This is a genomic window from Chelatococcus reniformis, from assembly GCF_014640075.1.
Taxonomy (GTDB): domain Bacteria; phylum Pseudomonadota; class Alphaproteobacteria; order Rhizobiales; family Beijerinckiaceae; genus Camelimonas; species Camelimonas reniformis.
In genome coordinates, this window is the sequence record NZ_BMGG01000004.1 from 411,071 (window position 1) to 434,161 (window position 23,091).

The 23,091-nt window shown below is 69.9% G+C and carries 19 protein-coding genes; 12 read left to right on the plus strand and 7 right to left on the minus strand.

The window, feature by feature from the left end; translation table 11 throughout:
* Positions 1-75: 75 nt before the first annotated feature.
* Together IEW34_RS12925 and IEW34_RS12930 are read right to left on the minus strand one after the other, a co-directional pair.
* Positions 76-1,215, minus strand: coding sequence for an ABC transporter substrate-binding protein (locus tag IEW34_RS12925; protein WP_188609597.1), 1,140 nt, complete (start codon positions 1,213-1,215; stop codon positions 76-78).
* A gap of 83 nt (positions 1,216-1,298) precedes the next feature.
* Complete coding sequence (locus IEW34_RS12930) at positions 1,299-2,033, minus strand: ABC transporter ATP-binding protein (protein WP_188609598.1); 735 nt, start codon at positions 2,031-2,033, stop codon at positions 1,299-1,301.
* Between the two features lie 347 nt (positions 2,034-2,380).
* Here IEW34_RS12930 and IEW34_RS12935 point away from each other — a divergent pair, with 347 nt between their 5' ends.
* The gene (locus tag IEW34_RS12935) at positions 2,381-2,989 is read left to right on the plus strand and encodes a helix-turn-helix domain-containing protein (protein ID WP_188609781.1); all 609 of its coding nucleotides are present in this window, start codon (positions 2,381-2,383) and stop codon (positions 2,987-2,989) included.
* A 180-nt stretch (positions 2,990-3,169) separates the two neighbouring features.
* Complete coding sequence (locus IEW34_RS12940) at positions 3,170-3,529, plus strand: iron chaperone (protein ID WP_244641950.1); 360 nt, start codon at positions 3,170-3,172, stop codon at positions 3,527-3,529.
* A gap of 492 nt (positions 3,530-4,021) precedes the next feature.
* On the opposite strand, the gene IEW34_RS12945 is transcribed toward IEW34_RS12940, so the two are convergent.
* A complete protein-coding gene (locus IEW34_RS12945; protein ID WP_188609599.1) occupies positions 4,022-4,735 on the minus strand; it encodes a TetR/AcrR family transcriptional regulator in 714 nt (237 codons plus the stop codon).
* Between the two features lie 293 nt (positions 4,736-5,028).
* Here IEW34_RS12945 and IEW34_RS12950 point away from each other — a divergent pair, with 293 nt between their 5' ends.
* The 7 genes from IEW34_RS12950 to IEW34_RS12980 all read left to right on the plus strand — a co-directional run bounded on the left by IEW34_RS12950 (position 5,029) and on the right by IEW34_RS12980 (position 12,633).
* Positions 5,029-6,585: a class I adenylate-forming enzyme family protein gene (locus IEW34_RS12950; protein ID WP_188609600.1), complete on the plus strand. Its 1,557-nt coding sequence runs from the start codon at positions 5,029-5,031 to the stop codon at positions 6,583-6,585.
* A gap of 58 nt (positions 6,586-6,643) precedes the next feature.
* Positions 6,644-7,807, plus strand: coding sequence for an ABC transporter substrate-binding protein (locus tag IEW34_RS12955; protein ID WP_188609601.1), 1,164 nt, complete (start codon positions 6,644-6,646; stop codon positions 7,805-7,807).
* Positions 7,808-7,968: 161 nt separating this feature from the next.
* Complete coding sequence (locus IEW34_RS12960; protein ID WP_188609602.1) at positions 7,969-8,823, plus strand: branched-chain amino acid ABC transporter permease; 855 nt, start codon at positions 7,969-7,971, stop codon at positions 8,821-8,823.
* Positions 8,820-9,803 (plus strand): branched-chain amino acid ABC transporter permease, encoded by a 984-nt coding sequence (locus tag IEW34_RS12965; RefSeq protein WP_188609603.1) that lies wholly within the window; start codon positions 8,820-8,822, stop codon positions 9,801-9,803. The genes IEW34_RS12960 and IEW34_RS12965 overlap by 4 nt, the downstream gene beginning before the upstream one ends.
* Entirely contained in the window at positions 9,800-10,633 is an 834-nt protein-coding gene (locus IEW34_RS12970) for an ABC transporter ATP-binding protein (RefSeq protein ID WP_188609783.1), read from the plus strand. The genes IEW34_RS12965 and IEW34_RS12970 overlap by 4 nt, the downstream gene beginning before the upstream one ends.
* Positions 10,630-11,340 (plus strand): ABC transporter ATP-binding protein, encoded by a 711-nt coding sequence (locus IEW34_RS12975; RefSeq protein ID WP_188609604.1) that lies wholly within the window; start codon positions 10,630-10,632, stop codon positions 11,338-11,340. The genes IEW34_RS12970 and IEW34_RS12975 overlap by 4 nt, the downstream gene beginning before the upstream one ends.
* Before the next feature lie 48 nt (positions 11,341-11,388).
* Positions 11,389-12,633, plus strand: a complete 1,245-nt coding sequence (locus IEW34_RS12980) for a beta-ketoacyl-[acyl-carrier-protein] synthase family protein (RefSeq protein WP_188609605.1) — start codon at positions 11,389-11,391, stop codon at positions 12,631-12,633.
* Between the two features lie 151 nt (positions 12,634-12,784).
* Here the strand turns inward: IEW34_RS12980 and IEW34_RS12985 are convergent, their stop codons facing one another.
* A complete protein-coding gene (locus IEW34_RS12985) occupies positions 12,785-13,408 on the minus strand; it encodes a TetR/AcrR family transcriptional regulator (RefSeq protein WP_373288246.1) in 624 nt (207 codons plus the stop codon).
* 254 nt (positions 13,409-13,662) lie between these two features.
* Here IEW34_RS12985 and IEW34_RS12990 point away from each other — a divergent pair, with 254 nt between their 5' ends.
* The 3 genes from IEW34_RS12990 to IEW34_RS13000 are packed head-to-tail and all read left to right on the plus strand — an operon-like array spanning position 13,663 to position 17,466.
* Positions 13,663-14,160 carry a (2Fe-2S)-binding protein gene (locus IEW34_RS12990; RefSeq protein ID WP_188609607.1) on the plus strand — a complete coding sequence of 166 codons (498 nt, stop codon included), beginning with the start codon at positions 13,663-13,665 and terminating at the stop codon, positions 14,158-14,160.
* Positions 14,157-15,215, plus strand: a complete 1,059-nt coding sequence (locus IEW34_RS12995; RefSeq protein WP_188609608.1) for an FAD binding domain-containing protein — start codon at positions 14,157-14,159, stop codon at positions 15,213-15,215. Before IEW34_RS12990 ends, IEW34_RS12995 begins: the two co-directional genes overlap by 4 nt.
* The gene (locus IEW34_RS13000; RefSeq protein WP_188609609.1) at positions 15,208-17,466 is read left to right on the plus strand and encodes a xanthine dehydrogenase family protein molybdopterin-binding subunit; all 2,259 of its coding nucleotides are present in this window, start codon (positions 15,208-15,210) and stop codon (positions 17,464-17,466) included. Before IEW34_RS12995 ends, IEW34_RS13000 begins: the two co-directional genes overlap by 8 nt.
* A gap of 295 nt (positions 17,467-17,761) precedes the next feature.
* On the opposite strand, the gene IEW34_RS13005 is transcribed toward IEW34_RS13000, so the two are convergent.
* Genes IEW34_RS13005 through IEW34_RS13015 form a run of 3 tightly spaced genes read right to left on the minus strand, consistent with a single transcriptional unit; the run spans position 17,762 to position 23,090 of the window.
* A complete protein-coding gene (locus tag IEW34_RS13005) occupies positions 17,762-18,979 on the minus strand; it encodes an ABC transporter substrate-binding protein (RefSeq protein WP_188609610.1) in 1,218 nt (405 codons plus the stop codon).
* Positions 18,976-21,831, minus strand: coding sequence for an MmgE/PrpD family protein (locus tag IEW34_RS13010; protein ID WP_188609611.1), 2,856 nt, complete (start codon positions 21,829-21,831; stop codon positions 18,976-18,978). Before IEW34_RS13010 ends, IEW34_RS13005 begins: the two co-directional genes overlap by 4 nt.
* Before the next feature lie 56 nt (positions 21,832-21,887).
* Complete coding sequence (locus tag IEW34_RS13015; RefSeq protein WP_244641951.1) at positions 21,888-23,090, minus strand: ABC transporter substrate-binding protein; 1,203 nt, start codon at positions 23,088-23,090, stop codon at positions 21,888-21,890.
* Position 23,091: the final 1 nt, after the last annotated feature.

Below are 23,091 nucleotides of genomic sequence, written 5' to 3' on the forward strand. Positions count from 1 at the left end.
GGGGCCTTCAGGCTCATGCCCCGCCCGACATCGAGGACCGGCATCGACATCTCTGTGCAGCGCCACGGGTCCCGCTCACTTCATCAGGAAGTCGAGCTTCAGCGCGTCTCCGTCCAACTGCACGAAGGGCAGCGGGCGTTCGACGTCGCCGTTGGGCTGGATGGTGATGGGGCCGGTGGCGCCCGAAAAATCCTTGGTGGCGAGCAGCGCGTCGCGGATGCCCTCCGGCGTCGCCTTGCCGGCGGCGTTCGCCCGCTTGATCGCGTCGGCTAGCACGTAGATGCCGTCGTAGCCCATGCCCTCGTACTGGGTCGGCGGCCGGCCGAACTTGGCCTGCCAGTTCTTGACGAAATCCTTGCCGCGTTCGGTGTCGATGGAGCCGGCAAAATAGTAGAGCGCGCCGTAAGCGCCGTTGGCCGCAGGGCCGGCGATCTCGCGGAACTGCTTGATGGCCGGCGAGGTGTTGGCGAAGGTCGGGATCTTGATCTGCAACTCGCCCATCTGCTTCACGATGAGCCCGGTATCCGTGTAGAAGCCGAGGATCGACACGAAATCGGGCTTGGCTTCGGCGACGCCGGCCAGGATGGGCTTGAACTCGCGCCCGTTCGGCTCATAGGCGACTCGCCCGGCCACCTTGACGCCGAGCTCCTTCGCCCGGGCCTCGAAGGCGTCGGCCAGCGACTGGCCGTAGTTGTCGTTGCGGGCCAGGATGGTGACCGACTTGGCCTTGTGGCTGTCGAGCAGCCATTGCGCCGCATTGGCCGAGAAGGTCTTGGCCGTCTGCGAGATGCGGGCGAAGTACTTGTGGCCCTTCTGGGTGAGCGAGGTGTCCTGCGCCAGGTGCGACAGCAGCGGCACCTGGGCGGCTTCCGTGATCTCGATCGCCGCCGCCGTCTCCGGGCTCGTGCAGCCGCCGAACACCGCCGTCACCTCGTCGGCGTCGATCATGCGCTGCACCGCCTGCGCCGCCTGGCCGGGGTTGCCGGCGGTGTCGGCCGGGATCAGCTTGATGGTGGCGTCGCCGAGCATCTTGCTCCTGGCGATCTCGTCGAGGGCGAAGCGCGCCGCCTCCAGGGATTCGTTGCCGTAGACGGCGACCGGGCCGGAGAGCGGGCAGAAGTAGCCGACCTTGATGTCCTTGGCGCCGGCTTCCCCTCCCGCCAGGCTGGCGCCGAGGGCCACAGCCGCCGCCGTGAGGGCTCTGGCGGAGGCCATGGGCGGCCTCATCGATCTCGGTGTCGCGCGGAGCATCTGGCAGCTTCCCCTTCGTGAGCGCCGCTTGCCGCGGCTTGGTTCGATCAGTCGACGCCGAGATAGCTGGCGCGGATATCCGGGTCCGATTGCAGCACGGCGGCGGCGCCCGCCCGCACGATGCGGCCGCGCTCCAGCACGTAGGCGCGGTCGGCGATGTCGAGCGCGGCGCTGGCGTTCTGCTCCACCAGCAGGATGGTCATGCCGGCCATGGCGAGCGTGTTGACCATGTCGAACACCTGCTCGATCAGCATCGGTGCCAGCCCCATGGACGGCTCGTCGAGCAGCAGCAGGCGCGGCTCGGCCATCAGCGCCCGGCCCATGGCCAGCATCTGCTGCTCGCCGCCCGAGAGCGTGCCGGCGCGCTGGCCGCGCCGCTCGGCGAGGCGCGGGAAGGCGGTGTAGATGCGCTCGAGTGACGGGCGGGGAATGAACGAGCGGCGCTGCGCGAAGCCGCCGATGGTGAGGTTCTCCTCCACGCTGAGCGAGGCGAAGACCCGCCGCCCCTCCGGCACCACCGCGATGCCGCCCTGCACGATGGCTGCGGGATCGGCGCCGGTGATGTCGGCGCCGCCGAAGCGCACCCTGCCGCCGCCCGGCTTGAGCAGGCCGCAGACGACGCGGATGACCGTGGACTTTCCGGCGCCGTTGCGGCCGAGCAGCGTGACGATCTCGCCCGCCCCGACCTCGAGGCTGATGCCGTCCAGCACCCGCACGCCGTCGATGTACCCGGCCTCGATGGCCTGGACGCTCAGAAGGGGCGGGGCGGCTTCACCTTGCATGTGTAAAATTCGAACATAATTTTTCACGAACGTGAAGGATTAAATGTTCGCCAGCCCGCTGTTATATGTGCCAGCGGAAAATTTTACCCGGGAGAGCGGACCTAAGTGACTGATGCCACGGGGCTCGGCGGCGGGCCGACCGGCGCGCCGCCGCCGCCGGGGCGCCGCCGCGATGGCGCCCGATGCGGCAGCCCGGCGCCGGCGCGCGCCCGCTCCGGGGTATCCGCACCGCACGGGTCGGTTGTTGGGCGCCGCCCCGATCGGCTATCCACGGAGGCGGACCGGGCCGGCCGCCGCGCCGCCCTCCCGCACGAGCCGAGAGACGCCGCGCCATGACCGAGTCGTCGATGAAGTCCGAGACCGCCGCCGGCGTCCTCGACCCGGCGCCCGAGGAGGGCGGCGACGACACCCAGATCGGCGAGCAGATCCGCGCCCTGCGCAAGATCAAGGGCTTCACCCTCCAGCAGATGGCCGAGGGCGCCGGCATCTCCACCGGCTATCTCAGCCAGATCGAGCGCAACCGCTCCAAGCTGCCGATCGGCGTGCTCAAGAAGATCGCCAACCTGCTGGGCGTGCAGATGAGCTGGTTCTTCCAGCCCGAGACGCTCGGCCCGGCCGAGGAGCGCGACCTGATCGTGCGTGCCCACCGGCGCCGCAAGATGTCGTTCACCGGCACCGGCATCCGCGAGGAACTGCTGTCGCCCAACCTCAACGGCCCGCTCGAGCTCCTGCTCAGCACCATCGCCCCCGGCTCCGACAGCGACTTCTACAGCCACGACGGCGCCGAGGCCGGCCTCGTCATAGAGGGCGTGCTGGACCTGTGGATCGGCGACAAGAGTTTTCGCCTCCAGGTGGGCGACAGCTTCTCCTTCGACAGCAACCAGCAGCACCGCTGCGCCAACCCGGGCGAGCAGCCGACCAAGGTGGTGTGGGTGATCACGCCGCCGCACTATTGAGGGGCAGCCGTGCAAGCGGGCGAGTGATGTCGCTCCTCGAATGGGATATCATCATCAGTGGACGGCATAGGTCTTGGCGGCAGCGCCCGCTCGGGTAGTAGGAGCGCCGAGACACACAGCGGCGTCAAGAACTTTAGCGCCCCATTTGTTGCCTTTGGACATGCTGAAATGCATACTGTCATGATGACGAAGAAGGATAACCATGACGCCTATATAGCCGCCGCACCGGAGCAGTTTCGCGCCATCTTGGGTCAACTGCGTGCACAGCTATCGCGGGCGCTACCAGACGCCGAAGAGGTCATTAAGTACGATATGCCCGGATTTCAGATCGAAGAAACGATCATCGCGGGCTATGCTGCCTTTAGTAACCAATGTGGTCTCTACGTTGACCCGGGGGCAATCGCCGCTCATGCTGACGAGATCGCTTCTTTGAAACTCAAGGCAAGCAAGACCGGAGTTACGTTCTCGTTAAGCAAGCCTATCACTGATGAACTAGTTGAGAAATTGGCAACTAGTTCGCGCGGCAAGAAGGGTTTTTAGGGCCTGTCTTCGGCAGCCCAAAGCTCGGGCTACATCCGTTGCGGACTCGGAGCGGGGTCATTTGGACTTGAAGCGTTCGGCCAAAGCGAGCATTGGCAAATCACATTTCGGATGCAGTTCGGGGCTCATCGCCGTCATTCGATCCTGTCGGAATTGATAGGTTCTGACTCTAGAGTATTCTCATGGTCCATAAACAGGATTTGGCTACCCTTTGATTGGTCGAGCTTGCTGACCAACTATTTCGTCGTAGCTTTAGTGACTTCGCAGCAAGGATCTTGCGCAGAACGTCAGCGACCCCGCCGAACTCCCTCCGCGGATCATGCTCGCGCTCTCGTCCAGAGTTCTTCTTCTCCACTTCATCGGTCCCTCGTGACGACAAGCGCCGCTGAAAGGACTCCATACCGCCGTCATTGAAAATGGACATGCGGGCCGGAACTGAGAAGGTGCCGAAAACACCCCTTCCCGAGCGGAGTCAAACTGCCCCACATACCCTCACGGTTGCCCGTTGTTCACCACCATCCTGAGCACCAGCCGCGCATACTCCTCGCCCATCTCCTCCGGCGTGATCGGCCCCTTGGCCGAGAACCAGCCGGAGACGGAGACGCAGAGCGACAGGATCGCCGTGCGCAGCACGGTGACATTGGCGAAGTGGAACACGCCCTGGGCGCGGCCGGTGAGCAGGCACTCGTCGAGCACGCCGTTGACCTGGGTGCCGAGCGCGTCGATCACGCGGTGCTGCTCGTCGTCGAGCACCTGGTATTCCAGGGTCGCCACGTGCACGGCGGTGTGCATGTAGGCGTTGCAGCGCACGTAGCTGATCACCAGGGCACGCAGGCGCGCGGTCGGATCGTCGGTGGAGGCCGCCGCCCGGCGCAGGTCGTCGATCATGGCCGAGGCCATGGCCATGGTGAGCTTGAACAGCAGGTCCTTCTTGCTGGAGAAGTGCACGTAGAGAGCGGCCGGCGACATGTCGGCGCCGCGGGCGATGTCGCGCGTCGTCGTGGCGTGATAGCCCTTGGCGGCGAAATTCTCGATCGCCGAGATGACCAGCCGGCGCACCGAATTGTGCCGGGGCGGCCCGAAGAAATCGGCGGTAAAGCCCTGGTTCATCGACTCGATGAACGAGATCACATCCGTGCCGGAGGTGTCTCGCTGCTTGAGAGAGCGGACGCTCGCGCCATCGGTAGGCTTGGCAGGCTGATTCATCTCGACTTTTACAACGGTGCGAACAACGCGCGGGGTCCACGGGGAATGGCCGCGCCCTGGCCGGGCGCGGCGCAACGGCGCGAGGCTAGACGACTTGACATCGCCGCGCACCTCCATAAGCTTACTAAGCACGTGCTTATGTTGGCTAAGCACGTGCTCATAAAGCTGCGGCCATGCAAGGCCTGCGCGAGGGGTGAGGGACGCATGAAGGGGCGGGTCGACAGGGTCGGCGCGGCGGTCGGGTCGCCGGAGGGCAGTGCTGCGTGGGCGGCTCTCGTCGCGGGTGAGCGCGCATGAGCATCGCCACCTGGCTGAGGCGCAATGCGCAGTGGCGGCCGGAGAAGCTCGCTCTCGTCTCGGGCGCGCGGCGCTTCACCTACCGGGCTTTCGACGAGCGGGTGAACCGCCTCACCCGCGCCCTCGTCGACGCGGGCGTCGCCCGCGGCGACCGGGTCGCCGTCATCTCCAACAATGCCGCCGAGGCGGTGGAGGCGCTGGGAGCAGCGGCCAAGGGCGGCTTTGCCCACGTGCCCATCAACTTCCGCCTGTCCCCGCGCGAGGTCGCGCAGATCCTCGACCACAGCGGCGCCAAGGTGGTCATCGTGGAGGAGGAGTTCGCCGGCACCGTGGCGGGCATCGACACCGGCACCGGGCCCCGCGTGGTGCGCTACGACCCGCGCACCGCCGCGGCCTCCGACTACGAGCGCTGGATTGCCGCTTACGAGCCCACCGACCCCGGCATCGACACCACCGAGGAGGACGATTTCCTCGTCATCTACACCAGCGGCACGACCGGCACGCCCAAGGGCGTGCACTTCAAGCAGCGCCAGCCGATGGTCTACGCGCCGGTGGCGGTGATCCACTGCGAGCTCAAGCCCGATTCGCGGCTGCTCATGGTCTACCCCCACAACTCGATCGCCTCGGTGAACAGCTATTACGTCCCCGCCTGGATGATGGGCGCCACCGTGGTGCTGTCGGACGCGCGCGGCTTCTCCGCCGAGCGCTGGCTCGCCGAGGTGGAGCGCGAGGCCATCACCCACAGCTTCCTGGTGCCGACGATGCTGATCCGCATCCTCGACAGCGGCGCCGTGCCGTCCTTCGACGTCTCCAGCCTGGTGACGATCGGCTACGGCTCCGCCTCGATCCCGCGCCAGCGCGTCGAGGAGCTGTGCGCGGTGTTCGGCGACGTGCTCTTGCAGGGCTACGGCATGACCGAGACCTCGGCCATGGCCGTGGGGCTCACCAAGGCCGATCACCGCGCCGCGCTCGAGGGCGACGGGCGCAAGCTCGCCTCCTGCGGCCGCCCGATCTACGGCTGCGAGGTGCGCGTGGTGAACGAGGCCGGCGAGGATGTCGGGCCGGGCGAAGCCGGCGAGGTGATCTTCCGCGGCCCGCTCCTGTTCTCCGGCTATTGGAACGATCCGGAGCGCACGGCCGCTGCGGTGCGCGGCGGCTGGCTCTACTCCGGCGACATCGCCGAGGTGGACGAGGACGGCTTCCTCTACATCGTCGACCGCAAGAGCGACCTCATCATCTCCGGCGCCTACAACATCTCCAGCAAGGAGGTGGAGGAGGTGCTGGGCTGGCACGCGGCGGTGGCGGAGGCGGCCGTCGTCGCCCGCCCCGATCCGGAATGGGGCGAGAAGGTCCACGCCTTCGTGGTGCGCCGCGAGGGCGGCACCGCCGGCGAGGCCGAACTGATCGCCTTTTGCCGCGAACACCTGGCGCGCATCAAGTGCCCCGACCGCGTCGAGTTCGTCGACGGCCTGCCGCGCAACGCCCTGGGCAAGCTGGTGAAGGGGGAGCTGCGCGAGCGCGTGCGCGCCGCAGCCAAGGCCATGGTCCAGTGAAGCAACAAGCCGCCGGCCGAGAGCGGCAAATACTGACAAACAATCCGGGAGGGGTTTCATGAATAAGACGACGTGTAAGTCCTGGCGGCGAGCCGCCGCCGTTGGCGCCACGCTCGGGGCGCTCGCGCTGCCGCTGGCGGCCGCGGCCGCCGATGCGCCGGTGAAGATCGGCACGGTGTTGAGCCTCAGCGGGCCGGCGGCGGTGTTCGGCCTGCCCGAGCGCGACGCCATCAACGTCGTGGCCAAGAAGCTCGGCTTCAAGTCACCGGGCGGACGGCCGTTCGAGCTGGTGCTGCACGACGACAAGAGCAACCCGACAGAGGCGGCGCGCGCCGTCACCCAGGTGATCAATAACGACAAGGTCGTCGTGGTGGTGGGGCCGAGCACCGGCTCGGGCATCCTCGCCGCCGGGCCGATCGCCTCGCGCCTCAAGGTGCCGCTCATCGCGCCGGCCGGCACCATGGCGGTCGGCGACAGGAAGAACGAGTTCTGGCCCTGGGTCTTCCGCATGGCCATCAACGACGCCACCAGCATCGAGTTCATCCTCAAGGACATGGCCAAGAGCAAGGCCAAGAAGGTGGGCGTGCTGTACCAGGAGGATGCCTACGGCAAGACCGGCGTCGACCTCGCCAAGGAGATCGCGCCCAAGCTCGGCCTGGAGGTGGTGGAGACGGTGAGCGCCCCCTATTCGGCGACCGACCTGACCGCCCAGGCGACGCGCCTGCGCAACGCCGGCGTCGATACCGTCTTCCTCCAGGTGTCGATCGCGGCGCTGGGCACGTCGTTCCTCAAGGCGGCCCGCCAGATCGGTCTCGACAAGCCGATCTACGCCAACGCCGGCCTCGCCCAGCGCTCGTTCGCCGAGAATGTCGGGCCCGAGGCAGACGGCTTGCGGACGCTGAGCATCGGCAACCTGCCGTTCGAGCCGATCGCCGAGGAGAAGGAGCTGTCGGACCTGCTCAAGGCGGACGGCAAGGTGCCCCAGGGCTGGGGCGAGATCGTCGGCGCCAACGGGCTGCTGGCCGCGCTCGCTGCCATCGACGCACAGGCGGGCAAGGAGATCACCGGCGAGAGCATGCGCACGGCGCTGGAAGGGCTCTGCGGCTTCCGGTCCTACGCCCGCGGCAAGATCTGCTACTCGCCGGACAATCACGACGGCTGGGACGGCTCATCGCTGACCATCGTCGAGATCCGCGACAAGAAGATGCGCACGCTCGACTAGGTGTTCCCAAAGTGGATGGATGGCCGGGTCAAGCCCGGCCATGACGAGGCTGGGATGGACAAGCCAATACCCTCGGCGTCTCGGCCGGGCGTGACCCGGCCATCCATCCAAAAAGCCAAACCGCGACTTTCCGAGATCATGCTTCGCCACGGAGCGCCTGCTTGTTGACGTTCTCCGAATTCATCCTGCGCGGCGTGCTCGCCGGCTCGATCTACGTGCTGCTCGCGGTGCCCATGAGCCTCTTGTTCAGCACCGTGCGCACCATCGATTTCGCCGTGGGCGCCTATGCGCTCGTCGCCGCCGCGGTCGCGGCCAGCGTCGGCGGGGTGCTGGGCATCGCCGCCGGGCTCGGCGCCGCCGTCGCCGGCTCGGCGGCCATGGCGCTGATCTTCCTGCTGCTGAAGCGCTTCGGCTGCCACAACCACATCATCTATGCGCTGGCGAGCTTCGGTGTCGCCACCGCGCTCGCCTCGGCGGTGTTGTGGCAGTACGGCACCCAATCCTTCGTGCGCGACAGCTTCTCCCAGTTCTGGAGCCTGGCCGGCATCCGCATCAGCCCGCAGGGCGTGCTGAACCTGGTGACGGCGCTCGTTGCCGTCACCATCCTCTATGTCGTCATCCAGCGCAGCCAACTCGGCCGCATGATGCGGGCGGCTGCCGTCAACGTCATGGGCTCGGAGCTCGCCGGCATCCCGGTCGAGCTGATCCAGGTGGGCACCTATCTCGTCGGCGGCCTGCTCGGCGGCATCGCCGGCCTGCTCATCCTCTTCACCGCCGGGCTCGACTATTCGGCGCCGCTGTCACTGACCCTGAGCGGCTTCGCCGCCGCCATCGTCTTCGGCATCGACAATCCCTTCCGCGCGCTGTTCGGAGGGCTCGCCATGGGCGTCGCCGAGGCGCTGGCGGCCGGCTACACCTCGGGCATGGTCACCTCGATGGTGCCCTTCCTGTTCCTGCTCATCGTGCTCGGCACCAGCCGCTTCGGCGACGCCACCGTGGCGGGAGATCGCACATGACCTTCTGGGCCAACCATCGCAACACCCTGATCGCCATCGCCGCGGTGCTGATCGCCGCGCCCTTCGTCGCCAGCCGGCCCGTCTGGCTCGACAGCGCCGTCATCCTCGGCGTCTACGCCCTGCTCGCGCTGTCGGTTGGCATCAGCTACGGCCAGGCCGGCATCCTCACCATGTCGCAGGGCGCCTTCGCCTCGGTCGGCGCCTATGCCGCTGCGCTCTGTTCGGCCCGCTGGGGCTGGCCGCCGTTCACCGACCTGGTGCTCGCCATGCTGCTGCCGGCCGTGCTGGCCTATGGCGTCGGCCGGGTGGTGACGCGGCTGTCGCCGCTGGCGACGGCGCTCGCCACCCTGGCGCTCGGCTCGGTCATCTCCATCTACATCCGCCACGCCGACGATCTCACCGGCGGCTATGTCGGCTTCGCCGGCATTCCGGCCATCGGCTTCATCGATACGCCGCTCGAATATGCCGTGCTCGCCTGGCTGCTCGTCATCGCCGTGGTCTACGGCTACGAGAACCTGATGCGCTCGGCTCACGGCCGCGCCCTCAACGTGCTCCAGCAGGACCAGGCCCGCGCCCGCGCCGACGGCATCGATGTCGCCCGCTCCATGAGCGCCGCCTTCGCGCTCTCCGCCGCCATCGCCGGCATCGCCGGCTGGCTCTACGCCCATTACGTCTCGGTGCTCAGCCCGGAATCGCTGGACACCAACATCTCGGTCACCGCGCTGCTGATGGCCGTGGTGGGCGGAGCGGGCTACGTGCTCGGGCCCATCATCGGCACGGTGCTGTTCGACACCCTGACGCGGCTCTTGCCGGCGGCGGAATTGCAGGGCCTGTTCTACGGCCTCGCGCTTGTGGTCATCCTGCTGGTGGCGCGCACGGGCCTGATGGGGCTCGGCGAGCAACTCATCGGGGCCGCGCGCAGCGGCCTGGGCCGGCGCGCGGCCCCGGCCGCGGGGCTCCCTGCGCGGGCCGCGTCATGACCGGGCCCGCCTTCGACACACCCGTGCCCCCGGCGGCCGCGGATGCGCTGGTGGCCAGCGGCATCGAGGTCGCCTTCGGCGGCATCAAGGCGCTCGCCGGCGTCGGCGCCACCGTGGTGCCGGGCCGCATCGTCGGGCTGATCGGGCGCAACGGCTCCGGCAAGAGCACGCTGTTCAACTGCATGACCGGCTTCGTCCGGCCCGGCGCCGGCCGTGTCACCCTGGGCGGAGCCGACATCACCGGGCTCCCGGCCGAGCGGGTGGTGCGGGCCGGCATCGCCCGCACCTTCCAGACGCCGCGCATCGCCGAGGGTGCCGACGTGCGCACGGCCGTGCTGTGTGGCTTCTTCAATTCGGCGAAGACCTCGTTCATGGGCTCGGTCGCGGGCTTCGGCGCTGCCCGGCGCGAAGAGCGGCGCCTGCGCGAGGAGGCCGACGCGGTACTCGAGGGCCTGGGGCTCGCGGACCTCAGGCACACGGAGGTGCGCAGGCTCTCCATGGGGCTGGTGCGCATGGTCGACGTCGCCCGCTGCATCGCCTCCGGCGCCCGCTTCATCCTGCTCGACGAGCCGGCGGCCGGCTTGACGCAGGCCGAACAGGAGACCCTCTCCCGGCAGATCCGCGACGTCGCGGCGCGCGGCGTGGGCATCCTGCTCGTCGAGCACAACTTCGCCCTGGTGCGCAGCCTGTGTGAGACCGTCGTGGTGCTGGAGACCGGGCGGGTTCTGTGCGAGGGGGCGCCGGAGACCGTTGCGCGCGACCCGCGGGTGCTGCGCTCCTACCTGGGCGCCGTGGGCGAGAGCGACGAACAGGGCGAGGCCGCCGCATGACGCTCGAAGTCACCGACTTTTCCGCCCGCTACGGCCGCATCGAGGTGTGCCGCGGCATCGGCTTCACCGTCGCGCCCGGCGAGTTCCTGGTGGTGCTCGGCGCCAACGGCGCCGGCAAGAGCACGCTGCTCGGCGCGCTCGCCGGGCTGGTCACGTCCACCGGCGAGATCACGCTGGACGGCACGCGGCTCGACGCGGCGCCGGCGCGGCGGCGCGCCGGCATGGGCGTCGCGCTGGTGCCGGAGGGCCGACGCAACCTGTTCGCGCCGCTCACCGTGGACGAGAATCTCCAGCTCGGCCTGCGCCTGCTGCCCGCCGGCGAGCGCGAGGCCATGCGGGCGGAGCTGCTCGGGCTGTTCCCCATCCTCGCCGAGCGCGGCCGCCAGGCCGCCGGCATGCTGAGCGGCGGCGAGCAGCAGATGCTGGCGCTGGCCGTGGCGCTGGCGCGGCGTCCGGCCGTGCTGCTGCTCGACGAGCCGACGCAGGGGCTCGCGCCCATCGTGCTCGACGAGCTCGCCGCCGCCATTCGCCGTCTGCGGCCGCTCGGCCTGGCACTGGTGCTGGCCGAGCAGAACGTGCGCTTCGCCGCCGGCCTTGCCGACCGCTACGTCGCCTTGCGGGGCGGCGAGATTGTGCAGGCGGGCGGCGCCGACGAGCTGCGCGACCATCGCTTTGCCGCTGCCTCCCTGCTCGGCGCCGCCGCATGACCGCGGCGCTTCGGCGGGCGGGGCGCCCATGACCCCGAGGAGAGAGAGATGCTCGACATCGCAATAGTAGGGACCGGGGTCGTCTCGGCCCTCGGCTGTTCGCCGAAGGAATACCACGCGCGCATGATGGCGGGGGAATGCGCCATCCGCGCTGCGCCCTGGGACGCCGGACCCGGCAAGCACGCCTGGTGGGCGATGATCGACGACTTCAACGCCGCCGACTGGATGGACCCCAAGCTCATCGACGGCACGGACGTCTTCGCCCAATACGCCTTCGCCACCGCCAAGCAGGCCCTGGCCGAAGCCGACCTCGGCGCACTCGATGCCGAGCGCACCGCCATCGTGCACGGCGTCAGCATGGGGGGCGTGCGCGCCCTGACACTCGCCCAGCACAAGCTGGAGACGGAAGGCCCGGCCGCGATCCCGCGCAAGACCGAGATCCAGATCTACCCCAACATGGCGGCCTCGCAGATCGCCATGGCGCATCAGCTGCACGGCCCGAGCCTGACGGTGACCACGGCCTGCGCGGCTTCCCTCGACGCCCTCGGCCAGGCGGCGCAGATGATCCACTATGGCCAGGTCGACGTCGCCATCGCCGGCGCGACCGACGGCGGCCTCACCATCGCCGGCGATCCCGGCTTCACGCCGGCGGTGTTCTACACCTCGACCCTCTACGGCATGGTGGCGCCCGCCACCGACCCGCGCCGCGCCATGCTGCCGTTCGATGCCAACCGCCGCGGCATCGTGGTGGGTGAAGGCTCGGCCATGTTCATCCTGGAGAACGGCGCCAGGGCCCGCGCCCGCGGTGCCAGGATCCTCGGCTACATCCGCGGCTACGGCACGCTGGCCGACGCCTATCACCCCTCCTCCCCCGACCCCACGGGGCGCTGGGAGGCGCGGGCGATGGAGAAGGCGCTGGCCAGCGCCGGCATCGAGGCCGGCCAGGTGGACGCGCTGATCGCCCATGCTACCGGCACGCCCAAGGGCGACACGGCCGAGATCAACGCCATCAACATGGTGCACGGCGACCGCGCCAAGCCGCTGCCGGCCGCCTCCATCAAAGGGCACATCGGCCACAGCGGCGCCGCCTCCGGCGCCATGGCGCTGGTGACGGGGCTTCTCGGCATGGCCGAGGACCGCTTCATCTTCAACTGCAACACCACCGACCCGGATCCGGAGGCCCGCTTCGATGTGGTCATCGAGAAGCCCCGCGAGATGCGGGTCGACACGTTGCAGCTGAACTCCTTCGGCTTCGGCGGCCAGAACGCCTCGATGATCGTGACGAAGACCTGAGGGGAGCGCTGCGCGCGGGCGAGGTTAGCCGCACGGCGCGTTTTCAAGTCGATGGATGGTCGGGCTTGACCCGACCATCCATCCACTCACCGATTCACAGCCGCTGTGACGGAGCTCCCGGAGCTTGGGCTGCAGCGTGGCGTCCGACTGCCTACCCCCTCGGCGGCACCCGCAGTCCATCCACGAACACGTCGACCAGTCTGAGCACGCTCGCCTGCCAGCCGGGCTGGTCGTTCATGTAGCACATGGCGATCAGCGCCCTCAGGATGTCCTCGGCGCCGACGTCGGCGCGTATGCGGCCCTCTGCGGCGGCGCGGGCGAGCAGGCTGCCGACGGCCGTGGTCAGGCGCTCGTAGGAGAAGGCCGCGAGGTCGGTCTTGCCATGGGCGGCGATGGCGAGGGCCGCGGCCATGCCCTTCTTGGTGGCGACGAAGGCGACGTTGGAGTGCAGCCAGCGGCGCAGGGCCTCGACCGGATCGGGCTCGCCCTTGAGCGCTTCCGCCAATTCGCCGAGCTGCTCCACCTCGCGCCGGTACACCGCCTCGTAGAGCGCCTCCCGCGTCGGGAAGTGGCGGTAGAGCGTGCCGATGCCGACCCCCGCCTGCCGCGCCACCGCCTCCAGGCTCGCCTCGGTGCCACCGGCGCTGAACACCGCCTTGGCCGCGGCCAGCACACGCTCGCGGTTGCGCACGGCGTCGGCCCGCCGCCGGCGCGGCCGCTCGGGGCCCTTGGCCGCCGCCTCTTCGGCGCTAGGTTCCTGGGCTGAGGGAGCCATCATCGGGATCGTTCGTCCTCCGTCTTGCAAGTTGGAGGCATTCTCCATATCTTGAAAAGCGGAGGCCACCTCCGCATATTGAACATGTAGGGCACGCCGCATGCCCTGTCCTGCTCGACGCCGCGTATCCGCGCCGACCCTTACGTGTTTCCCAGCATTCCCGGCGCGCCTGAAAGCCGCCGGCCCCCCGGCGCACGACCGTGCGCGCGGCCGAATCCGCTTTGCCAAACGATACCACTGATCGGAGCAGCGCCATGTCTTTCTCCATCAGCCTCGCCGTCAACGGCGTGGCGCGGAACGTCGAACTCGACGATCCGCGCGTCACGCTGCTCGACCTCCTGCGCGAGCGCCTCGACCTTCCCGGCACCAAGAAGGGCTGCGACCGCGGCCAGTGCGGCGCCTGCACCATCCTCGTCGACGGCCGGCGCATCAACGCGTGCCTGGCGCTGGCGGTGAGCCACGACGGAGCCGCCATCACCACTATCGAGGGCCTCGCCCATGGCGATGAGCTGCATCCGGTGCAGGCTGCCTTCATCGCCCACGACGGCTTCCAGTGCGGCTTCTGCACGCCGGGCCAGATCATGAGCGCCGTCGGCCTGATCGGGGAGGGCCAGGCCGGCGACGACCCCGAGCGCATCCGCGAGGGCATGAGCGGCAATCTCTGCCGCTGCGCCGCCTACGCGGGCATCACCGAGGCGGTGCTGGAGGCGCAGCGGCGCCTCGCCGCGCCCGAGCGGGAGAAGGCGGCATGAAGAATTTCGAATACGTCAGGCCCGCGACCATCCCCGAGGCGATCGCCGCGGCGGCCCAGCCGGGCGCGGCCTATCTCGCGGCAGGCACCAACCTCCTCGACCTGATGAAGGGCGGCGTCGCCCGGCCGGAGCGGCTCGTCGACGTGACGCACCTGCCGGAGCTCGACCGCATCGAGCGCCTGCCCGGCGGGGCCCTGCGCATCGGCGCCCTGGTGCGCAACGCGGATCTCGCCCACGATCGGGCCTTCGCCGCGGCCTATCCGGCCGTCGCGGAAGCGCTGCTGTCGGGCGCCTCGGCGCAGCTGCGCAACGCCGCGACGGTGGCCGGTAACCTGCTTCAGAAGACCCGCTGCGGCTACTTCTACGACATCGCCAGTGCCTGCAACCGCCGTGAGCCCGGCGCCGGCTGCGACGCTCGTGAGGGCGAGAACCGGCAGCATGCGGTGCTGGGCTGGAGCGAGGCCTGCATCGCCACCCACCCGTCCGACTTCTGCGTGCCGCTCGTCGCGCTCGACGCGGTGGTGGAGATCGAGGGTCGGGCAGGGCGGCGCGAGGTGCCGGTGGAGGCCCTGCACCGGCTGCCGGGGGATGCGCCGGCGCACGAGAATACGCTGGAGCCGGGCGACCTGATCGTGGCGCTGCGCCTGCCGGCGGAGGCCGCGCGCTTCGCCGCCCATGCCCGCTATCTCAAGGTCCGCGAGCGCACCTCCTATGCCTTCGCCGTGGTGTCGGCCGCTGCGGCGATCGACATCGCCGGCAACACGGTCCGCGCGGCGCGGCTGGCGCTCGGCGGCGTCGCCGCCAAGCCGTGGCGGGCCCGGCAGGCCGAGGCACTGCTCGTGGGCGTCACGCCCGACGCGGCGACGTTCCGGGCGGTCGCCGAGGCGGCGCTGGCCGAGGCGAGGCCCTCCGGCGACAACGCCTTCAAGATCGAGCTCGCCCGCCGCCTCGTCGTGCGCGCCTTGACGCTCGCCGCCGCCGGCACTCCGGCGCGCCTGCCGGCCCTGCCGGCATCCCCTTTCGCTTCTCAGCCAGGAGCGCTCCCCCATGCCTGAGATCAGCCTCAGCCAGGCGCCGGCCCACCAGCGCCACGGCTCAAACAGCGGCCAGCCGCTCACCCGCCGCGACGGCGTCCTCAAGGTCACCGGCGCTGCCCGCTACGCGGCCGACAACCACCCGCCCGGCCTGCTCTATGCGGTGCTCGCCACCGCGGCCATCTCCCGCGGCCGCGTCGCCGCTTTGGAGATCGCCGCCGCCAAGGCCCACCCGGGCGTCGTCGACGTGATGACGCCGGCCCACAAGCCGCCGCTGGCGGAGGACCCGGACGCCAAGACCAACCCGTTCATGTTCCGGCTCGAGCTGCTGCAGAACGACCAGGTGCGCTACGCCGGCCAGGCGATCGCCGTGGTGATCGCCGAGAGCCTGGAGGCGGCGACCGAAGGGGCCGCGCTGCTGGCGCCGCGCTACGAGGCGTTGCCAGCCCGCGTCGGTCTCGACGGCGATACGAGCTTCCTGCCGCCGGCCGTCGGCATCGGCAACCCGGCGGCGGTGACGCACGGGGACGTGGAGGCGGCGCTGGACGCTGCACCCCTCACCGTCGAGGCGACCTACGAGACGCCGGCGCAATACCACAACGCCATGGAGCCGCATGCCGTCGTGGCGGCCTGGGACGGCGACCGCCTCTCCGTCGATACGCCGAGCCAGGGCCTCATCATGGCCCAGGGACGCATCGCCGGGCTGTTCGGCATCGCCCCGGACCACATCCATATCCGCAGCCCCTTCCTCGGCGGCGGCTTCGGCTCCAAGGGAATGATTTCCGGGCCGCAGCTGCTGGGCATCATGGCGGCCAAGCTGGTCGGCCGGCCGGTGAAGCTGGTGCTGCGCCGCGAGCAGATGTACGGGCCCGTGGGCCATCGCGCGCCCACCCGTCAGCGGCTGCGCCTCGGCGCCGACGGCGAGGGCCGGCTCACCGCCATCGCCCACCACGCCAAGACGGTGACCAGCAGTTTCGACGATTTCTACGAGCCGGCGGCCGACGCCTCGCACACGCTCTATGCCGCGCCCGCCATCGCCACCTCGCACGAGGCGGTGCGCATCGACATCGGCACGCCGCTGTTCATGCGCGCTCCGGGCGAGGCGACCGGCTCGATCGCGCTGGAGAGCGCCATCGACGAGGCGGCGCACGCCTGCGGCATGGACCCGTTGGCCTTCCGCCTCTTGAACTACGCCGAGGTCGAGCCGATCACCGGCAAGCCCTTTTCCTCCAAGGCGCTGCGCGAATGCTACGCGCAGGGAGCCGAGCGCTTCGGCTGGGCGGGCCGGCCGCGTGAGCCGCGGCAGATGCGTGACGAGGACGGCTTCCTCGTCGGCTGGGGCGTGGGCACCGCGACCTTCCCGGCCCTGATGTTCGCCGCCGAGGCGCGGGCCGTGATCCGTGCCGACGGCACCGGGGTCATGGAGACCGGGGCACACGACATGGGGCAGGGCGCCTGGACGGCGCTGGCCCAGATCGCCGCCGACGGCCTGGGGCTCGGCATCGACGAGGTCGAGTTCCGCGCCGGCACGTCGGATCTGCCGGATGCGGGCATCGCCGGCGGCTCGGCCCACACCGCCACCGCCGGCACGGCCCTGCACAACGCCGGCGCGGCGGTCATCGCCAAGCTCGCCGACCTGGCGACGGGCGACGAGCGCTCACCCCTGTTCGGCGCCGGCAACGCCGGCGTGGTGGCGCGCGGCGGCCGCCTGCACCGTCGTGACGACCAGAGCCGCAGTGAAGGCTACGGCGAGATTCTCGCCCGGGCCGGTCTCGCCGAGGTCGAGGCCCGCGGCCAGGGCACGGCGGATCCGGCGGCCCAGTCCACCTACGCCATGCACGCGCACGGCGCGGTGTTCGCCGAGGTCAAGGTCGACCCCGACCTCGGCCAGGTCCGCGCCACGCGCCTGGTCGGCGCCTTCGCCGCCGGGCGCATCATCAACCCCAAGCTGGCGCGGAGCCAGCTCTACGGCGGCATGATCTGGGGCGTGTCCTTCGCCCTGCACGAGGAGGCGGTGACCGATCGGCGTTCGGGCCGCATCCTCAACGCCGACCTCGCCGAGTACCACGTGCCGGTCAACGCCGACGTGCCCTCGCTGGAAGCCGTGCTGGTCGACGAGCACGACCCGCACGTGAACGCGCTCGGCATCAAGGGTGTCGGCGAGATCGGCATCACCGGCTCGGCCGGCGCCGTCGCCAACGCCGTCTGGCACGCCACGGGGGTGCGCGTGCGCCGTTTCCCGATCCGCATCGAGGCGCTGATCGGGGCGTGACTTTGCACCCTCTCTCCACATGCGGGAAAGGGCCGGGTGAGGGGGCGGTGCCGGCATGTGCTCCGCGGGCGCCTCATTCTGGAGCGCCCCTCACCTGGCCTGCGCTTGAGCGCAAGCCGACCTCTCCCCGTACGTAGTCTAGGGCCGTCGAGCGCAGCCGCGCACCCTCGCCCCGCTTGCGGGGAGAGGGAGAGGTGAGGGGGCCTCCCGGAATAGGGTGAAGGGTAACCGGAGACCGTCGGCCGCTACTGCGAGGATTTGAGCCAGGTGGCGTCAGCGGTGAGAGGGCGGCCCGTCACTTCAGCCCGCACGCGCTCGCCTCCAGCGGCGGGAATGCCTTTGCCGCCGGGACGACCGTGTCGATCTCGTAATAGTCCCACGGATAGGTCGAGGCCGCGGGTGTCTTCACCCGCATCAGGTAGATGTCGTGGATCAGGCTGCCGTTGCGCCGGATCTCGGCGTTGCGCGCATAGAAATCTTTCACCGGGCTGGATTTCAGCTGGGCCATCACCTTGGCCGCGTCATCGCCGCCCACCGCCTCGACGGCTTTCAGATAGTGGGTGACGAGCGAGTAGATCGCGGCGTTCTGCACCGTGGGCATGGCCTGGCGCTCGGCGAAGAAACGTTTGGACCAGGCCCGCGTCGCATCGTCGAAGTCCCAATAGAACCCCTGCGTGACGTACATGCCCTGCGCCACCTCGAGGCCGATGGCGTGGATGTCGGTGAGGAAGGCGTCGAGCGCCGCCAGGGTCTGCTTGGGCGCGATGCGGAACTCCGCCGCCTGCTTGACCGCATCGATGGTGTTGGCGCCGGCGTTGGCAAGGCCGATCACATCGGCGCCGGAGGCCTGCGCCTGCAGCAGGTAGGAGGAGAAGTCCGTCGTATCGAGCGGATGGGCGACAGAGCCCACCACGGTGCCGCCGAGCCGTTTCACGGTCGCGGCCGCATCCTTCTCCAGCGAGCGGCCGAAGGCGTTGTCGACGGTGATGAAGAACCAGGACTTGCCGCCGCGCTTGACCAGCGCATCCGCCGAGCTGTTGGCCAGTGCGTAGGTGTCGTTGGTCCACTGGATGTTGGTGGGGCTGCATTCCTCGTTGACGGCCCGGCCGGTGATGGTGCCGGTCAGCAGGGTCACCTTGTGGCGCTCGCGCGCGATGTTCATCACCGCAAGCCCGACGGCCGAGTTCACCAGGTCGACGACCACGTCGACCTTGTCGGCGTCGAACCATTGGCGGGCGATGGCGGAACCGATGTCGGGCTTGTTCTGGTGGTCGGCGGCGACCAGCTCGACGGGCCGGCCGGCCACCTGGCCACCGAAATCGGCGATGGCCATCCTGGCGGCGATGACCGAGCCCTGGCCGGCGATGGCCGAATAGGGGCCCGACAGGTCGGTGAGGACGCCGATCCTGACGATGCCGTCGCTCAGCTCGGCTGCAGGTGCGGGCCGGGGCGCGATCGCGGCGATGGCGAAAAGCGCCGCGGCGAAGCGGCGGGCGGCAGCGAACCTGGTCATGGGTGGCGCTCCTCGGGCGCGAGCAGCCGCGTGATGTCGGCCACGTCGTCAAGATCCTCGAAATGCCTGATCGCCTCGACCAGGCGCCGGACCGTGGCGTCGGCGAGGGGGCGGGCGGCGTAGCGCACGCAGCGCAAGAGGCGCTCCTCGACGATGTCGTCCCAATCAAGCGGATCCGCGGGCGTGCCGCGCATCGTCTCCAGCACGAGGTGGTGTACCGCGCCGCTGTGCAGCCGGACCCGCACCTCGATCGGGGTGAAGCGGATGACACCGCGCGCCGTCGGCAGGACGTCGACGCGCACGCGCTCGGCGAGGGCCCGCACCGTCGGATCGGCGATCAGCTCCCCGTCCACATGGGGGATGAACACGTCGCCGAACACGATGGCCGCCGCCACCGTGTGCGGAATGCTGAACTGCGCCTCGACCTGCGGCGACGGCGAAGCGGGCGAGACCGGCGCGCCGGCGACCCGCACGCACGTCTCCGAGACGAGCACCTCGATCTCGTCGATGGCCGCGGCCTCCAGGCCGTGCGTCCGCTTGAGCTGCAACACCGCCTCGATCGGCGCGTGGGTGCAGCGCGAGGAGGGGAAGCGCTTGATGCTGGAGGCGGCGCCGAGGAAGCGCGCGCCAAGACCGTCGAATAGCGCCTCGCGGTCGCAGGCGGCATGGCCGAACAGACGGCAGAAGCCGAACTTGCCTTCCAGCACGTGGATGACGCCGGTGACGCCGGCCTCCGCCAGGCGGAGCGAGCGCAGGCCGTCGCCGGCGTTCAGCGCCGGCTGCAGCCGCTTCACCAGGGCGCCGTCGGGGAGCGCCTGGACGGAGGCCGCCGCCTGGCACGAGGCGATGCCGAAGGCCTCGCGCAGCACCGCCGGCGAGGCGCCGCGGATCTTCCCGGCGCCGGCGACGGCGGCGAAGCCTGCCAGCAGTGCGTTGTGGTGGCCGAGCGCAAAGGTCCGCTTCGCCGCGGCGCCGATGCGGCACATGACGTCGGCGCCGAGCATGATGGCGGTGAGCGCGTCGCGGCCGCCGACCTTGCCTTGCGCCTCCGCCGCGGCCAGGGTCGCCCACAGCGATGGGGCCGTGGCGTGGACCACGGCGGGGTCATAGAGGTCGTCCAGCTCCAGCGCGTGACACATCATCACGTTGGCGACGACGGCGTTGGGCGCCGGGCAGGTGCCGCCCAGGACGGCGATGCGGCTCTCCGCCGTGCCGCCCCAGCCGCGCACGAGATCGGCCACCGCGGCGCAGCCGGGCGCGGCCGAGCCGGCGATGGTGGTGGCGATGGCATCGAGCAGAAACTTCTTGGTGGCCTCGCGGGCCGTGTCCGGAATGTCGGAAAAGGTGGTCTCCGCGACATGCCGCGCGACGCGTACGATGGCATCCTCGTGGCCGGCGGGCGCGGGGCCGGCTCGCTTTGCCGGGGTCGGCCGCGGTGCCGCGGCCGGCGGCGAGCCGGCCACGGCCTGGACGAGGTCTCTGGCGTCCGCGAGCCGCTCGAGCCGGCCGGCCACGTCGACCAGCCGGTCGATCCGGTCCTGGTTGAAGGGGATGCGGCTGAATGCGCCGACGCGCTGCACCCGCTCGGCGATGATCTCGTCCCAGGACATCGGCCGCTCTGGGCTGCCCTTGAGCTCTTCGACCGTATGGACGAGCACGCGGCCATCCCGCGTGGCGAGCCTGATGGTGACCGGGGTGAAGCTCATCGAGCCGGCGCCGCCGGGCCTGACGGCGGCCGTCACCCGCGCCGCCAGCGCCACGACGGCGGGGTCGCCGAGCGCCTCGGGGCGCATCTGCGCGGCGAAGACGTCGCGCCACAGGATCGCGGCAGCGACGGTGTAGGGGATGGAGAACTGGGCGAAGGTCTGCGACGGCTCGGGATCGGGGAGGTAGGGTGCGCCGCAGATCTCGACGCAGCCCTGCGATACCTCGACGACGACGCTCTCCACCTCGTCCGGCCGCACGTCGTAGCGCCGCACCAGCTCCAGCGCGCATTCGATCGGCCCGTTGGCGCAGCGGGAGGTGGGATAGCGCTTGATGGTCAGCTCGGCCCCGTAGAAGCGGCGGCCGAGCTCGCCAAGCAGCGGCGCGCGGTCCAAAGCGCTGTGGTTGAACAGCCGGTAGAACCCGTAGGGGCCTTCGAAGACATTGCGGATGCCGGTGATACCGCGCATCGCCAGATCCACCGCCTTGAGGCCGTCGGCGGCATTGAAGGCCGGCTGCAGCCGTTTCACCAGGGCGCCGTCGGTCGCGGCCTGCACCGTGGCGCCGGCCTGCGAGAAGGTGATGCCGAAGGCGTCGCGCAGCGTCGCGGCGTCGAGCCGGCGCAGCTTGCCGGCCGCGGCGGCGGCCCCGAAGCCGGAGAACAGCGCCGTGTGATACCCGAGGTAGAGGGTGCGCGGCGCCGCCAGGCCGAGCCGCACCATCAGGTCGACGGCGCCGGCCACCGCCGTGATCAGATCGCGCCCGCTCGCCCCGCCCATCACCTCCGCCGTGGCGAGCGCCGCCCACAAGGACGGCGAGGTCGGGTGGACGATGGCCGGGTAATGCGCGTCGTCGATCTCGAGCGCATGGGCCATGGCCACGTTGGCGATCACCGCCTCGTGCGCCGGCAGGCGATAGCCCCACATGGCGACGGTCGCGTCAGGCCGGCCCCCCTGGCGCGCCAGCGTATCGACGATCGCCGCGATTCCCGGTTGGTCCGAGCCGATGACCGTCGCCGCCAGCGTGTCGAGGATGAACAGCTTGGCGGCGGCGATGGCCTGCACCGACAGGTCGTCGTAGGCGAGGCCGACGATATGATCGGCCAACGGAACGACAACGTCGGCATCCGGCTCCTGTATCGAGGTCACGGCGGTCTCCAGTCGAAGGGCGGGCGGAGCGGGCGAGGGCGTCCGTGTCCCGGCCGCTACTTCTTCGTCAGCGGGCAGGCGCCGTCGGCGAGCGGCTGGAACGCCTCGTCGCGCGGGATGGTCGTCAGGATCCTGTAATAGTCCCACGGATACTTGGATTCCGCCTCGGTCTTGACCTGGGCGAGGTACATCTCGTGGATCATGCGGCCGTCGTCCCGGATGCGGCCGTCGACGGCGAAGAAATCGCGGATCGGATTGGCCTTCATCTCGGCCAGCACCTTGCCGGCGTCGGTGCTGCCCACCTTCTCGACGGCCTTCAGGTAGTGCGTGATGGCCGAGTAATTGCCGGCCTGGACCACGCTCGGCATCGCCTTGTGGCGGGCGAAGAAGCGCTTGGACCAGGCGCGGGTTGCCTCGTCGCGGTCCCAGTAGAAGCCGGCCGTGAGGTACATGCCGCCGGTGGCCTTGAGGCCGAGGCTGTGGATATCGGTGATGAAGATGGCGAGGCCGGCGAGCGTCTGCTTCGGCTGGATGCCGAACTCCGCCGCCTGCTTGATCGCGTTCACCGTATCGAGCCCGGCGCTGGCGAGGCCGATCACCTGGGCGCCGGAGGCCTGCGCCTTCAACAGGAACGAGGAGAAATCCAGCGTGCCGAGCGGATAGGGCGACGAGCCCACGACGTTGCCGCCTTCCTTCTCGACGAACTTGCCGGCGACGTCCTTCATCGAATGGCCGAAGGCGTAATCGGCGGTGAGGAAGTACCACGACTTTCCGCCGTGCCTGGTGACGGCGCTGGCGGTGCCGTGGGCCAGCGCCCAGCTGTCGAAGCCCCAATTGACGGTGCGGTCGTTGCACTGCTCGTTGGTGATCGCCATGGCCGCGCCGCCGGTGACGATCAGCAGCCGGTCGCGGTCCTTGGCGATCTTCATGACCGCGAGGGCAACGGCGGAGTTCTCGGCGCCGACGATGAGGTCGACCTTGTCCTCGTCATACCACTGCCGCGCCAGGGCGGAGGCGATGTCCGGCTTCTGGTAGTCGGCCGAGATGAAGCGGATCGGTTTGCCCAGCACCTTGCCGCCGAAGTCCTCCACGGCCATTTGGGCGCCGAGCACGGCGCCGGGCCCCTGGTAATCCCGGAAGATGCCGGACAGGTCGGTCATGACGCCGATGGTCACGCCATCCTCGGCCGCGCGAGCCGGCATGATGTGCGCCAGGACGGCGAGTGAAAGCATCGCGCCTGCGCGAGCGAAGTATCTCACC